Here is a 14,098-nt window from a genome sequence, read left to right as displayed (position 1 = left end):
TATGACGTTATAGTATCGTAAGATTTTAACTTTACTTTCCTATAAATAACATAACCCGTTATGAAAAAAATCGTGCTTACTCTGTTGCTGGCTGCTACTTCTTTTATAGAGGTTAACGCACAACAGTCCAAAATATTTACAGATGACCTGCGCACTTATAATCAGGCGATTGATTTATATCAAGAGCAGCAATACATTGCAGCGCAACGTTTATTTGAAAAAGTAAAAAATCAGGTAGAAGATGATGCCATTCAAGGTAATGCGGCATATTACATCGCAAATTGTGCCGTGCGTTTGAACCAGCGCAATGCAGACGCGCTTATGGAGTCTTTCGTTGAAGAGTACCCTACTTCTACAAAACGCAATACGGCTTTTATCGATGTGGCAGATTTCTATTTTGACAATGGTAAATACAACCAGGCAGCAAAATGGTATGAAAAGGTTGATGAGAGCACGCTTTCGCGAAAGCAAAAAAACAGATACAATTTCAATACTGGATATACTCTTGTACAAAGCAAAAAGTATGAAGAGGCAAAACCTTATCTAAATCGAGTTAGTGATGATCCAGAATATGGCTCGCAGGCTAAATATTATTTAGGATACATCGCTTATGAAGGCGACGATTATCAAGAGGCTAGTGATTTATTTGATGAAGCTGGAGAATCACCTGATGAGGATGAAAAGCTTTCTTACTATCAGGCAGATTTAAATTATAAGTTGGGGAATTTTGATAAAGCAATAGCTCTAGCGACCGAGCAAATGCCTAAATCTACAAAGCAAGAACAGTCTGAACTAAATAGAATTATAGGACAAAGTCTTTTTAATCAAGGTAAATATGATCAAGCACTACCTTATTTACAAGAATATAAAGGTGTGCGCGGTAGGTTGAATAATAACGATTACTATCAGCTAGGATATGCTTATTATAAACAAGGCGATTATGAAAAGGCTGTAGAGACTTTTAATAAAATCGTAGATGGTGAGAATAAAACGGCACAAAATGCATACTACCATCTAGCGCAAAGCTATATTAAACTTAATAAAAGCGAAGATGCATTGAATGCTTTTAAGAAAGCGAGTGAGATGGATTTTGACGCTCAGATCCAGCAAGATGCGAGTTACAACTATGCTAAGATCAGTTATGAATACGGCAATCCATATGATAGTGTGCCTGCTGTAATACTGGCTTATCTAGAAAAATATCCAGACACGGATAAAAATGCAGAGATGAATGAATTCTTAATCGATTCATACTTCTCTTCAAAAAACTATACAGAGGCTTTGCGCCTTATGGAAGATGGACGTATTGCTGGTAATGAAGATGTATATGGTAAAGTGGCGCTTTATGAAGGTTTGAGTCAATTTAAATCAGGAGATTATAAAAAATCTATTGAAAACCTTAATAAAACCATTCAATATGCGCAGTCTGCAGATTTAAAAAAGAAAGCAACTTTTTGGAAGGCAGAAAGTTATTATGAACTCAATGATTTTCCGGCAGCACTTACCGCTTTTAATGCTGTGAAGAAAATGAATAATAGTATTGAAGAAGATAATTTATTAAATTATGATCTAGCGTACACGCAGTTTAAACTTAAAGATTATACTAATGCTATCAATACATTCACGGCTTATACAAAGCAATCTGGTATTGATAATGAGCCAGCTAGATTGAATGATGCTTACCTGCGTATAGGTGATGCAAACTTTGTAAGTAAGCAATACTGGCCAGCAATGGAGGCTTATAATAAATCCATTTCAATGAATGGTTTTAATGCAGATTATGCGGCATTTCAAAAAGCTATTTCCTATGGATTTGTAGGTAAGAATGATCGTAAGATTGAAGATCTTAACGGTTTTTTAAATAAATTCAATAAATCTGCTTATCGCGATGACGTGTTGTATGAATTAGGAAATACATACATCAATACAAATAATGTTGATAAAGGTATACAGACCTATGACCGATTAATTAATGAATTTCCACAAAGTAGTTACACCTCGCAAGCGATGATGCGTAAAGGGTTACAGCTTTATAACGATTCAAAACTAGATGATGCATTAGTAGTGTTTAAAGATGTTGTAGCAAAATATCCAGGTACACCACAAGCAAATGAAGCGGTAAGTAGTGCACGATTGATTTATGTGGATCAAAACCGTACTAATGACTATGCTGCATGGGTGCGCACACTGGACTTTGTAGATGTGAGCGATTCTGAGTTGGATGATACGGCTTATGAAAGTGCAGAGCAGCCTTATCTGCAAAATGATATGTCTGGAACAACACGTTCTATGAGAAAATATCTAGCAGAATATCCTAATGGTAAACACGCATTACAAGCACACTTTTATCTAGCACAAGCATTGTTTTCTCAAGATAAAAAACAAGAGTCTATCGCTAGTTATGAATATGTGATTAATAAAGAACGCAGTGAGTTTACAGAACAAGCTTTGGCACGTTTAAGTGAGATTTACTTGGGCGATAAAGCTTATGCAAAAGCGATTCCAGTGCTCACTCAATTAGAACAACTAGCAGATTTTCCTCAAAATGTGATTTATGCACAATCTAACCTGATGAAAGCATATTATGAGCAAGAAAATTATAACCAGTCTGTGAGTTATGCAAATAAGGTGTTGTCAGACGTTACTATAAGTGATAATGTAAGATCAGATGCAAACGTGATTATTGCTCGCTCAAGTTGGAAAACAGGAAATGAAGCTGCTGCAAAAACAGCTTATGAAGCGGTAAGATTGAATGCAAGTGGTACACTAGCGGCAGAGGCTACTTACTTTAAAGCTTATTTTGAACATAAAGCAAGTAATTATGACGCTGCCATCGCTACTGTGCAAAGTCTTACTAAAAACTATGCTGGTTATAAATTATGGACCTCAAAAGGTTTAGTAATTATGGGTAAATGTTATAACGCACAAGGACAAACATTAAATGCAACTACTATACTAGAATATGTCGTTGGTAATTTTGCTCAATACCCAGAAGTAGTCGCTAGCGCTCAAGCAGAATTAGACGCTATAAAAACTAACGCTGCCAAAACAAATTCATCAGTAGTTCCTGCAGGAAATTAATAAGAAGCATTATGAAATTATATCAATCATATATATCAGTTGTCATCGCATTAATAGCTTTTAGCAATGTGCAGGCACAAGTAGAAGAAGAAAGTGAATTGAATGGTGGAACCATTACGGTTGTAAAACCTTATGATCCTACCATTAGTGATGCGTTTAAAGTTAAAAGCACACCATCAGTAAATGACACGACCAAGGTTAAGAAAAAGCCAGTTACCTATAGCATTTTCTCTGTGCCGGTAGCATCTACTTTTACACCAGCCAAAGGAAAATTGTCTAGACGCAAAGCTCCTAAAAGAGCAAAATTCTTTGATAATTATGCACGATTAGGTGTTGGTAATTACGTGAACATCTTAGGAGAGTTTGCAGGTAATTTTGAAATAGATAGAGACTCAGACGTAGGCGTGTTTTTTAATCATAACTCATCGCAAGGTGGTATCGATGACATTGCTTTTGACGATGATTTTTCAGATACGTCTCTAGACATATCTTATGGAAAACGCAACCGCGATTCAAATTGGGGAATTACCGCTGGTGGTAGGTATCAAACCGCAAACTGGTATGGTGTAGCACCAGTAGCGTTATCTAGTGTTCCTACTGGTATAGAGGTAGATGCTGGAACTTCTTATTTAACGATAGGCCTGTCTGGTAAAGCACAGTTCTTTGATTCTGTTTTAGAAAAAGTTGAGGTAGGGCTTTCTAATATAAGTTCTGGTAATGATGGTTCAGAAACTCGAGTAAGATTACAACCACAATTAGCATTTGAAGTGCTTGAGGAAGAAATTGCATTAGGAGTAGAGGTAGATTACTTAACCGGTTCTTTTGATACAGAAGGATCGCAACCAGCGCCAGACGCATATTCTTATTTAAACATCGGAGCAAATCCTAGTATCAATCTTTATGGCGATAAGTATAAAGTAGAGTTAGGAGCTCGATTAAATTATATCACAGACAGTGAGAATTCTGAAAGTAACTTTTATGTCTATCCAGATATTAATGCCAGCTATATATTGATGGAAGAAAAAGTGATTGCTTATACGGTCATCGGTGGTGGATTAGATATGAATACATTACAAAATTTTGCAGATGAGAACGTATTTATCGCTCCAGCAATAACCGTAGCGCCTACTAATCGTCAAGTAGATGCACAATTAGGGATCAAAGGAAAGCTATCTTCTAATTTTGGTTACAAGCTTTACGGAGGATATAGCTTAGAAGAAAACAGATATTTCTATACTAAAGATAATAATGCCATTTTTACAGGAATCGGAGTTGAGCGACCATCCTACAATTATGCAAATACATTTGCGACTCAATATGGTGATTTAAACACATTGACTTTTGGAGGATCTGCAAGTGTGGATTTAAATACTCAATTTAATCTAACTTTAAATACTCAGTTCATGAGTTATGATGTCGCTAATGGCGACGATTTTGATAACGTAGCATCGCAGTTACCAACCTTTACGGCAGATATTGTCGGTAACTATGATATCAATGATAAATGGAACATCGGTACAACGCTATACTTCGTCGGAGAACGTGATGTTTTCAGAACCGGTAACACAACGGCAACTGAAACTTTAGATTCTTTTATAGATTTGAACCTAGATATCAATTACAAAATTAATCCTAAGTTGACCGCTTTCTTAAGAGGTCACAACCTTACTGGTGGTAATTATCAGTACTACCTAGATTATCCAGTACAGAATTTACAGATTTTAGGTGGTGCTGTATATAAGTTTGATTTTTAAAATTTCGCTTTCGCGAAAGTGTATGACTTATTATCTTATTATAAAATGCTGTGAAACTTTCACAGCATTTTATATTTCTGTTCGTTTTCTATGGCTTAATTTTCGGTCATGAAAAAAATCTACCTACTCGCACTATCTATTATTTTAATTTCTTGTAATAAGGAGCAGCAAGCAACTGCCGATTTAGTTATTACCAATGCAAAAATTTATACCGTAGATAATGACTTCTCTATGGCAACAGCAATGGCTGTAAAAGATGGCAAAGTCCTCGCAACAGGAACTGATGCTGATATGGCAGCCTATAGCACAACACAAATCATAGATGCACAAGGAAAAGCCATCGTTCCAGGATTGATAGATGGGCATTGCCATTTCTATGGATTAGGACAGCAATTACAACGCGTAGATCTAGTAGGAACTAAAAGCTATGATGAGGTGCTAGAAAGAATCTCTAGTTTCCAAAAAGAGAAAAATAAATCTTTTATCATAGGTCGTGGTTGGGATCAAAACGACTGGGAAATTCAAGAATTCCCTTCAAATCAAGAGCTTAATGAAATGTTTCCTGACACACCAGTAGCCATTACTCGTATAGACGGTCACGCCATGATTGCAAATCAGGCCGCACTAGACGCAGCAGGAATAACCACAACTACAGACGCATCTGGCGGAGCTATTGAGATTAAAGATGGCAAACTCACAGGGATTTTAGTTGATAATCCTATGGAATTAGTAGAGGCTGTTTTTCCTAAAGAAACTACTCAAGAATCTATCGCATCGTTAATGGCGGCACAAGACATCAATTTGAGTTATGGTTTAACCACGGTAGATGATGCAGGATTATATAGAGAAACTATAGAGTTAATAGACAGTTTACAACAAGCTGGAGATTTAAAAGTTAAGATGTATGCGATGATTAGCAACACGCCAAAGAATCTAGATTATTACCTCAATAAAGGAATCATAAAAACAGATCGTTTAAATGTAAGATCTGTTAAGTTTTATGCAGATGGTGCTTTGGGAAGTCGTGGTGCAGCGATGAAAGAGCCATATTCTGACAGACACGATCATTATGGAGCGCTACTTAGTCCTATCGCTACCATTAAAGAAACCGCAGCTCGTATAGCAGCAACAGAATACCAAATGAACACGCATGCCATAGGTGATAGCGCTAACTACGTGGTTTTAAAAACCTACCAAGAATTATTAAAAGATAAAACCGACAGACGCTGGAGAATTGAACATGCTCAAATCGTTGACTCTGCAGATTTCAATCTTTTTGATGAAGAGAATATTCTGCCATCTGTACAGCCTACACATGCGACCAGTGATATGTACTGGGCACAAGATCGAGTAGGAGCAGACCGTATCAAAGGAGCTTATGCTTATCAAACATTGCTCAAGCAATCTAAAAGAATCGCACTAGGAACAGATTATCCAGTGGAGCAAGTAAATCCGTTTTTGACATTTTATGCTGCCGTAGCTCGTCAAGATACGAGTGGTTATCCAGAAGGTGGCTTTTTACCAGAACAAGCCTTAAGTAGAGAAGATGCCTTAAGAGGTATGACTATTTGGGCGGCTTATTTCAATTTTGAAGAAACAGAAAAAGGAAGTCTAGAGCCAGGAAAAGCCGCAGACTTTGTGATATTGAATGATAATATCATGGAGATTCCAGTAACTCAATTACATCAGGCAACTGTAAAGTCAACCTTCATAAATGGAGAACAGGTTTATGAGTCTAAGTAGCAAATACCTGACTCATATCCTTGAACGCTTTGAATTCTAATGCATTGCCACTAGGGTCTTTAAAGAACATAGTGGCTTGCTCACCTGGCAATCCTTCAAATCTTATGTATGGTTCTATGATGAACTCGATGCCTTTTTCTTGAACCGCTTTCGCGAAAGCGTGAAAAACATCCCACTCTAGCACCACACCAAAATGAGGAACTGGCACAGCTTTTCCATCTACGGCATTTGTTGCATTTACAGGAGCATTGTCAGAAATATGAATCACGAGTTGATGACCGAAGAAATTAAAATCTACCCAATGGTCTGAACTACGTCCTTCTTCACAACCTAAAGTATCGCGATAAAATGCACGGGTAGTGGTGATTTCCTTAACAGGAATAGCAAGGTGGAAAGGTGTTAATTTCATAATAGCATAAATTTAAAAAGCCACCCTAAATATAAGGTGGCTTTTTAAAATATCTTGAAATGTTTTATTAAACGATTCCATCTACAATACCATATGCAACAGCTTCATCTGCTCCCATCCAGTAATCACGATTAAAGTCTTTCATTACCTTTTCAAATGTTTGGCCACAATTGTCTGCAAGAATGTGGGCGCTTAGTTCTTTAGTTTTAAGAATTTCGGCAGCTGTGATTTCTATATCTGCACTTGTTCCACGTGCTCCACCACTAGGCTGGTGTATCATAACACGACCGTGCTTTTGAATAAAACGGCGTCCTTTTTCTCCTCCAGAAAGTAAAAGAGATCCCATAGATGCGGCAAGACCAGAGCATACCGTGCTTACTGGACTTTTAATTTGCTGCATCGTATCATAAATGGAGAAACCTGAAGTCACATAACCACCTGGGCTATTGATGACAAATGTAATTTCTTCATGGCTTACTGAATCTAGATAAAGTAATCTATCTACACAATGCTTTGCAGTTTGATCATTAACCATTCCCCATATAAAAATTTTACGTTGTTCTATATGGACATTATCTATCTTATCTTGAAGTTTAGATGTTTTGCTCATTCAATTTTATTTAAGTGTTAAAAATAAGGAATCTAAAAAAAATAATTACCGATTTAACAAGACTATATGGTCTCACCTTCTTTACCGTATTCGTTTTTATAAATTTTTAGAAGTAGCAAAAATAAGCTAACCAAAAGTGGTCCAAAAATTAAACCTATGAATCCAAATAAAGGCACGCCTACAACGACACCTATTAATGTTACCAAAGGATGTACATCTGCGAGTCTTTTTTGAACAACGAGTCTGAACAGGTTGTCTGTAGAGCCTACGACAATCACGCCGTATATTAATATACCGATTGCCGCTGCAGTTTCTCCTTGAGAAAATAATAATATAGTCACTGGTAAGATACCCAATGCTGTTCCTACAAAAGGTATCATACTTCCTATAACTGTAATTACAAACCAGAAAAACGGATTTTCAACTCCAAAAATGAAGTAACCAATCAGTGCGACTATACCTTGTAATAACGCCACTAGCGGTATGCCTATAGCGTTAGATTTTACTAAGTCGATACTTTCTTTACCAATGATTTTTAAATTCTTTTCTTTTAATGGCATATATACTAATGCTGCTTCAAGCCATTTTTTACGATCCACCAGCATGAAGTATAATAAGAAAAACATGATCCCTATAGAAATGGAAACGGCAAGGCTAGAGTTGGCAAGATTTTGAACATTACTAGAAACCCAACTGCTGACTTCTTCAGTATTGATGTTTTCAGACACATTCACTCCTATAAGATTCTCTGTTTCTGCCACTTTTGACTTTATGGTTTCTGTGATTTGAGTACTATTATCAATAGCGGTCTTTACCTTTGAACTCATCATTAAACCTATACCTACTATAGGTAGTAATATGATTACAAAGGAAAATGCGATAAGAAGTGAAGAGGCTACAGACGGTTTCCATTTTTTTGCTTCTAACCATTTTTGCACTGGTTCTAATAGCACGTATAAAGTAATCGCACCTAGCAAACCACCTAGGTATGGTGCTAGCTCTTTACCAATAAGGTAAAGGATGTACATTATCACAATCAGAATAAATATCTGACGTATTTTAATCGTAGGGATTTGACGAGACATAGGTTAGTTATTACGCAAGGCGTCTATAAGTTCTTGTTTATTCATATTGGACCTACCATCTATGTCTATTTCCTTAGCTTTCTGGTAGAGTTCATCTTTTGTTCTAGACTCATAGTTACTAGCTTTACCGCCTTTTTCACCAGCTTTTTTAGTATTAGCAATGCGAGCCGCTTTTTCTTTAGAGTAACCTTGGTCACGCAAGGCTTCATACTGATCTCTATTCTTAATTGAATCCATTTTTATTTTTAAGATAATTCAATCTCAATAATAACTCTGTTAAAATGACTCTAATTAAGCTTTTGATAAGAAATCAAGAATGTGCTTAGTGTTTTCTTCAGTATGCAAACTATGGCCACCTGTTTGTGTCTCAATATAGGTAGCATTTTTCATGCGTCCTGCAATAGCTTTACTCGCTGAGCAAGGAACTATTGCGTCTTGTTGAGCATGTAATAATAATGTGTCAGCCTCTATATTTACTGCAAAATCTGCCGCATTAAATTTCTCTATTTCATAACCAAATTTCTCTTTTAGCGTTGCGTTTAACCCATTATAAACACGGTTATTGAAACTGAGTAGCTTTTGATAGTCTTGCATAATTGTCTCTAGTGAGTTAGGGCCACCTAATAAAATTAATTTTTTAAGACTAGGAGAAGGATGGTGGTATTCATTATAAATGGTCGCCATCGCGCCTACACTATGAGAAATGATTATTTCTGGTTCATACAATTCAATGGTAGATTTGATAACCTTTGAGTACTTAATAGCGGTGAATAATTTGCCGCTAGAATTACCATGAGCAGGTCCATCTACAGCAATAATGTTTAAATCTAATTTCTTTAAATCATCAAATAAATATTTCCATCTAAAAGCGTTTGATTCCCATCCATGGTTTAATAAGACAGTAGGACCATTACCTTTCCAATGATAAAGCATATAGAGACAATCTTCAGACGTGATGCGCTGTTGACGTGCCGTGTTTAAAAATGTAGCTTGATGTTCTAGAATACGACCTCTACGTGGAGTACTGAAAACTTCTAGAGCTAATTGTGCTGCCTTTTTCTTAGAGAATAGGCTAATGATGTTAAAATAAAAGCCATACAGTTTAGGTATGGCTTTTTGTAATAATTGTTTCATGAAATAATTTTACCAACTTACAAAAACATATTTAGGCGCGGCTGTATCAGGAATCATTGTTTTTTCAATAGGTGCTGTCATATCAAATCTGATTTCTGGTGGCAACAAGTCTTTACTTATCGTAAAGTAAAAATTTTGATCGTCTATTCTTACGACGGCATCTTTTATCATATTATCAATACTAGATACATTGTATGCAGCACTTATCGTTTTATAATCGCTTTCAATAGTGATGCCTTTTTCTGTAGTATAACGATTATCCCTTATGCGCACATATTCGATTGTAGATGTGCTATCCTCTTCCACAGGTGTAAGTGTCAACAAATGTTTACCGCCTTTTTCATAAATTTCAATAGCACTTGGTCCATTACTGAATTCATCACCTTTGATGTTTTTTACAATACTATCATTAGAGTATAAGCTGTCTAATTGATAAACCATCATTTCTTTAGTTAGATGTCCTACTCGATCTTTGTTCCAAGCAAATGGATTTTGTTTTTTAGTACAGGATGCTACTGCTATGACTAGGATAAGTAATAAGAGAGTCTTTTTCATGCGGTGGATTTTTTGAAGTTGCAAAACTACTTTTAGTTATGATAACAAACGATTAAAATGATTATAAATTTTACTTGAGAGCTTTTCCTAATATTCCCATGACACCTCTTATGAAACTGGCACTAGTAAGCACTTTAATAATAGGATTTTGTCTAGTGCTAGTGCGTCTAGAGGAGCTTTTTTTAGCTTTGGCTTTTTCTACTTTAGCCTTTTCTTTTATTTCGTCTTCGTTTGCTTTTTCTATTTTCTCTTGAAGAATTTCTTCAGCGCTTTCACGATTGATTTCTTCATTGTACTTATCAGTCAGTTCAGAGTCTGCGATGAGGTCGCTTAACTCTCTGTCGGTTAATACATCCATTCTACTCGCTGGTGCTCTTAAAAGAGTTGCCGCAAGTGGACTTGGTCTTCCTTTTTCATCTAGAGCAGATATTAAAGCTTCTCCAATTCCCAAAGAAGTTAATACTTCGGCAGTATCATAAAATTCTGTTTCAGGATAGTTTTGAGCAGTCAGTTTAATAGCTTTACGATCCTTGGCTGTAAATGCACGTAATGCATGTTGAATTTTAAGACCTAACTGACTCAAAACACCTTCAGGTATATCCGTAGGATTTTGAGTTACAAAATAAAGACCTATACCTTTTGATCGTATTAACTTTACAATACTTTCTATTTGATCTAATAATGCACCACTCGCTTGATCAAAAATCAAATGCGCTTCATCAATAAACATGATGAGTTCCGGTTGATCTGCATCACCTTGCTCAGGGAATGTGCTATAAATCTCCGCCAGTAGGCTCAACATAAATGTTGAGAATAATTTAGGTCTATCTTGAATATCTGTCAGACGTATTACATTAACATAACCACGTCCTTCTCTGTCTCTACGTACTAAATCTTTTACTTCAAAACTGCGTTCACCAAAGAATTGATCTGCACCTTGTTGTTCTAGTTCAATAATTTTTCTTAAAATCGCTCCTGTTGAAGAAGTTGATATACGCCCATATTCTGCTTGAAACTCTTCTTTTCCTGTTCCAGTAGCATATTGTAATACTTTTTTAAGATCTTCTAAATCTAATAGTGGTAATTTATTATCGTCACAATATTTAAATACTACCGAAATAATTCCTGCCTGAGTTTCTGTTACGTCTAAAATTCGCGAAAGTAATACTGGCCCAAATTCACTGACCGTTGCTCTCATTCTTATTCCTTCTTGCTCAGAGATTGTCATGATTTCGACAGGAGAGTTGTGTGCGGTATAATCAAGGCCTATTTTTTCATGGCGTTCATCAATCTTAGGATGTCCATCACTAGCGGCAGCTATACCCGATAAGTCACCTTTAATATCCATTAATAAAGATGGAATTCCTTTTTGAGAAAGCTGTTCTGCTATGATTTGCAGGGTTTTAGTTTTACCAGTTCCTGTTGCACCAGCGATAAGGCCATGTCTGTTCATGGTCTTAAGTGGGATTTTTACATGTGCACCCGTTAAGGTTTCACCGTTGAGCATGGCTGCACCCATGATGATTGAGTCACCTTTTGGGTTATAACCTTCAGTTATTATTTTATGTAAAGAATCTTTATCTGACATTATAAGTTGATTTAAAATCAAAAATAATCAAATTAAGACGTAACAAAGTTAGCCCGTCTGGGAATTTGTAAATTTATGAGACAATGAACTCGGCAGTTTAATTCAGTTTTACGATACTGATATTACAAAAGTCCAGGTTCTCTGTACTGCCGCTATTTAGCCAAAATTCAACCGTGATGGTCTGATTTGCATTTAACTTAAGTGTTACTGTGCCTGATGTACCCCAGTAATCTGAGCTAGGTAAAGTTGTATAACCTCTACTTAAATAACCAGATCGAGAGCCGTTTATAAAAGCTGCCAATATATATTTATGAGTTCCAGCGGTCATACTGCGTATAGATATACCGCCAGATATCTGATAGATGCCGTTTTTCAATACGGTAATGCTGCTGTCACCATTTATTGTAAAGTCAGCAGTGTCTGTTTCAACTATTTCTGATGTTGACGCTCCTATAGGTAAATTGTTGAAGGTGCCATTTGATGGAATCGTTTCAGAACCAGCAAAGTTTCTGTTAAGTACAACGCTAGAATTATTTTTCTTTGATTCCCAACTTCCATTGTTGAAAATAAAAAGCGCAGATTCTGTCGTGTTGAAAATAATACTGCCCTCGAGTGGTGTAGGTATAGAAATCATTTGAGAGGTGTTCATTCTGGGAGGCACCAAACCACCAGTAGTGCTTTCTATTTGTAATGCGCTACCATCATCAGGTGTGTCTGTATTAATTCCTACCTGCGCAGCACTCAAAAAACTTATTAATAATAAAATGTGTACCAGTATATTTCTTTTCATTTTGCAAATAAAAGATAAAAGATTTTCAATTAAAATGAAGATCAAAAATTTAACTAGAATATAAATGGTCGCCGATTATATATAAGTCTTATTTTTGCAGTATGTTAGAAAAATCAATTTCTCAAGCAGTTGAAAAGGGTGAAATGCTTCCGCTTATGGAAGAGTTTTATACAATTCAAGGTGAAGGTAGTCATACAGGAAAAGCAGCATACTTCATAAGAGTAGGTGGTTGTGATGTAGGTTGTCACTGGTGTGATGTGAAGGAAAGCTGGGACCCAGAAAAACATCCACCTACAGCGGTTGATGCTATTGTTGCTAATGCGGCAAAATACAGTAAGACTATCGTTGTTACTGGTGGAGAACCTTTAACATGGGATATGGGGCCCTTAACTACAGGGCTTAAAAGTGAAGGAATGCAGGTTCATATTGAGACCAGCGGTGCTTATCCGCTTTCAGGTTCTTGGGATTGGATTTGTCTATCTCCTAAAAAAATGAAAATGCCATTGCCTGAAGTCTATGAGGCAGCTCACGAACTTAAGGTGATAATATTTAACAAGCATGATTTCGCTTTCGCGAAAGTGGAAGCCGAAAAAGTTTCCTCAAACTGTAAGCTTTATTTGCAACCAGAATGGTCTGTACGTGAAAAGATGATTCCTTTAATTACAGAGTTTGTAATGGATAATCCAGAATGGCACGTCTCTTTACAAACACACAAGTATTTAAATATACCTTAAAGTTGGGCAACTTGTATAGGTAAGTTCACTAGCGTGTCATCCCATCCCATAAACAAAATAAGTCCATCTGGATCTTCAACAAAACTGATTGAGAATTCTTCTATGGTTTGCGGTGACGGCATGCTATCCATCGTTACTTTTAAAACATCTTTTTCAGGATCGTGTTTTGTTCCCCATTGATTAGTCTGTGAGTTAAGAATGAAGGTCCATTTATCTTCGCCAGGGATTGTGTATATAGAGTATGCGCCAGCTTTTACTAAATTTCCGTTTATGGTTACATCATAAAAGAAATCTATTTCTGTAGCTTCATTTGCGCCTGTACGCCATACTTCTCCGTATTTTACCAATTCTCCAAAAATAGTGCGGTCTCTTTTTGCAGGCCTACTGTAAATCACGCGAGCGATAGCTTGATTATTGTTGTCTCTGTGAATAACCACGTCTAGTGGGCTTTTATCTATTTTAGAAAAAGCTATTTCTTGAGCTTGAGTAGCACTAATTGCCGTGAAAAAAGAAAATATAAAAACAAAGTATTTCATGTGGTGATGTTTAAGTGACTGTAAGTTATAAAATTCAACAATTAAAAAGAGATTTGATATTAATAATTTGTTAATAACT

At 36.3% G+C, this 14,098-nt stretch carries 13 protein-coding genes; 4 read left to right on the top strand and 9 right to left on the bottom strand.

Annotated features, from left to right (window positions below):
* Positions 1 to 60 precede the first annotated feature (60 nt).
* The 3 genes from IL45_RS07050 to IL45_RS07040 all read left to right on the top strand — a co-directional run bounded on the left by IL45_RS07050 (position 61) and on the right by IL45_RS07040 (position 6,578).
* Complete coding sequence (locus IL45_RS07050) at positions 61 to 3,081, top strand: tetratricopeptide repeat protein (protein ID WP_036581924.1); 3,021 nt, start codon at positions 61 to 63, stop codon at positions 3,079 to 3,081.
* Positions 3,082 to 3,092: 11 nt separating this feature from the next.
* Complete coding sequence (locus tag IL45_RS07045; protein WP_036581923.1) at positions 3,093 to 4,835, top strand: TonB-dependent receptor; 1,743 nt, start codon at positions 3,093 to 3,095, stop codon at positions 4,833 to 4,835.
* A gap of 108 nt (positions 4,836 to 4,943) precedes the next feature.
* Entirely contained in the window at positions 4,944 to 6,578 is a 1,635-nt protein-coding gene (locus tag IL45_RS07040) for an amidohydrolase (RefSeq protein WP_036581922.1), read from the top strand.
* Here the strand turns inward: IL45_RS07040 and IL45_RS07035 are convergent.
* The 8 genes from IL45_RS07035 to IL45_RS07000 all read right to left on the bottom strand — a co-directional run bounded on the left by IL45_RS07035 (position 6,571) and on the right by IL45_RS07000 (position 12,749).
* Complete coding sequence (locus IL45_RS07035; RefSeq protein ID WP_036581921.1) at positions 6,571 to 6,987, bottom strand: VOC family protein; 417 nt, start codon at positions 6,985 to 6,987, stop codon at positions 6,571 to 6,573. The genes IL45_RS07040 and IL45_RS07035 overlap by 8 nt on opposite strands.
* Positions 6,988 to 7,054: 67 nt before the next feature.
* A complete protein-coding gene (locus IL45_RS07030) occupies positions 7,055 to 7,597 on the bottom strand; it encodes a ClpP family protease (protein ID WP_036581920.1) in 543 nt (180 codons plus the stop codon).
* Positions 7,598 to 7,659: 62 nt separating this feature from the next.
* Positions 7,660 to 8,682 (bottom strand): AI-2E family transporter, encoded by a 1,023-nt coding sequence (locus tag IL45_RS07025; protein ID WP_036581918.1) that lies wholly within the window; start codon positions 8,680 to 8,682, stop codon positions 7,660 to 7,662.
* A 3-nt stretch (positions 8,683 to 8,685) separates the two neighbouring features.
* A complete protein-coding gene (locus IL45_RS07020; RefSeq protein WP_036581916.1) occupies positions 8,686 to 8,919 on the bottom strand; it encodes a DUF7218 family protein in 234 nt (77 codons plus the stop codon).
* Positions 8,920 to 8,973: 54 nt separating this feature from the next.
* Positions 8,974 to 9,816, bottom strand: a complete 843-nt coding sequence (locus tag IL45_RS07015) for an alpha/beta fold hydrolase (protein ID WP_036581915.1) — start codon at positions 9,814 to 9,816, stop codon at positions 8,974 to 8,976.
* Positions 9,817 to 9,825: 9 nt separating this feature from the next.
* Positions 9,826 to 10,371 carry a hypothetical protein gene (locus tag IL45_RS07010; RefSeq protein ID WP_036581913.1) on the bottom strand — a complete coding sequence of 182 codons (546 nt, stop codon included), beginning with the start codon at positions 10,369 to 10,371 and terminating at the stop codon, positions 9,826 to 9,828.
* A gap of 70 nt (positions 10,372 to 10,441) precedes the next feature.
* The gene (locus tag IL45_RS07005; protein ID WP_036581910.1) at positions 10,442 to 11,959 is read right to left on the bottom strand and encodes a helicase HerA-like domain-containing protein; all 1,518 of its coding nucleotides are present in this window, start codon (positions 11,957 to 11,959) and stop codon (positions 10,442 to 10,444) included.
* A gap of 97 nt (positions 11,960 to 12,056) precedes the next feature.
* On the bottom strand, positions 12,057 to 12,749 hold the full coding sequence (locus tag IL45_RS07000) for a hypothetical protein (protein ID WP_036581907.1): 693 nt from the start codon (positions 12,747 to 12,749) through the stop codon (positions 12,057 to 12,059).
* A gap of 101 nt (positions 12,750 to 12,850) precedes the next feature.
* Between IL45_RS07000 and IL45_RS06995 the strand changes: the two genes are divergently transcribed.
* Entirely contained in the window at positions 12,851 to 13,483 is a 633-nt protein-coding gene (locus IL45_RS06995; RefSeq protein WP_036581905.1) for a 7-carboxy-7-deazaguanine synthase QueE, read from the top strand.
* Here IL45_RS06995 and IL45_RS06990 read toward each other — a convergent pair.
* On the bottom strand, positions 13,480 to 14,019 hold the full coding sequence (locus IL45_RS06990; RefSeq protein WP_036581903.1) for a DUF2911 domain-containing protein: 540 nt from the start codon (positions 14,017 to 14,019) through the stop codon (positions 13,480 to 13,482). The genes IL45_RS06995 and IL45_RS06990 overlap by 4 nt on opposite strands.
* Positions 14,020 to 14,098: the final 79 nt, after the last annotated feature.

Source organism: Nonlabens ulvanivorans, from assembly GCF_000732625.1.
GTDB classification, from domain to species: Bacteria; Bacteroidota; Bacteroidia; order Flavobacteriales; family Flavobacteriaceae; genus Nonlabens; species Nonlabens ulvanivorans.
Note: the sequence above shows the minus strand (reverse complement) of the source record. Positions and strands in the feature narration are given on the sequence as shown.

Excerpts from the sequence above, each read along its gene's own strand:
- IL45_RS07020 (WP_036581916.1), bottom strand. The coding sequence starts at position 8,919 with ATGGATTCAATTAAGAATAGAGATCAGTATGAAGCCTTGCGTGACCAA.
- IL45_RS07000 (WP_036581907.1), bottom strand. The coding sequence starts at position 12,749 with ATGAAAAGAAATATACTGGTACACATTTTATTATTAATAAGTTTTTTG.
- IL45_RS07005 (WP_036581910.1), bottom strand. The coding sequence starts at position 11,959 with ATGTCAGATAAAGATTCTTTACATAAAATAATAACTGAAGGTTATAAC.
- IL45_RS07045 (WP_036581923.1), top strand. The coding sequence starts at position 3,093 with ATGAAATTATATCAATCATATATATCAGTTGTCATCGCATTAATAGCT.
- IL45_RS06995 (WP_036581905.1), top strand. The coding sequence starts at position 12,851 with ATGTTAGAAAAATCAATTTCTCAAGCAGTTGAAAAGGGTGAAATGCTT.
- IL45_RS07015 (WP_036581915.1), bottom strand. The coding sequence starts at position 9,816 with ATGAAACAATTATTACAAAAAGCCATACCTAAACTGTATGGCTTTTAT.
- IL45_RS07035 (WP_036581921.1), bottom strand. The coding sequence starts at position 6,987 with ATGAAATTAACACCTTTCCACCTTGCTATTCCTGTTAAGGAAATCACC.
- IL45_RS07050 (WP_036581924.1), top strand. The coding sequence starts at position 61 with ATGAAAAAAATCGTGCTTACTCTGTTGCTGGCTGCTACTTCTTTTATA.
- IL45_RS07010 (WP_036581913.1), bottom strand. The coding sequence starts at position 10,371 with ATGAAAAAGACTCTCTTATTACTTATCCTAGTCATAGCAGTAGCATCC.
- IL45_RS07040 (WP_036581922.1), top strand. The coding sequence starts at position 4,944 with ATGAAAAAAATCTACCTACTCGCACTATCTATTATTTTAATTTCTTGT.
- IL45_RS07030 (WP_036581920.1), bottom strand. The coding sequence starts at position 7,597 with ATGAGCAAAACATCTAAACTTCAAGATAAGATAGATAATGTCCATATA.
- IL45_RS06990 (WP_036581903.1), bottom strand. The coding sequence starts at position 14,019 with ATGAAATACTTTGTTTTTATATTTTCTTTTTTCACGGCAATTAGTGCT.
- IL45_RS07025 (WP_036581918.1), bottom strand. The coding sequence starts at position 8,682 with ATGTCTCGTCAAATCCCTACGATTAAAATACGTCAGATATTTATTCTG.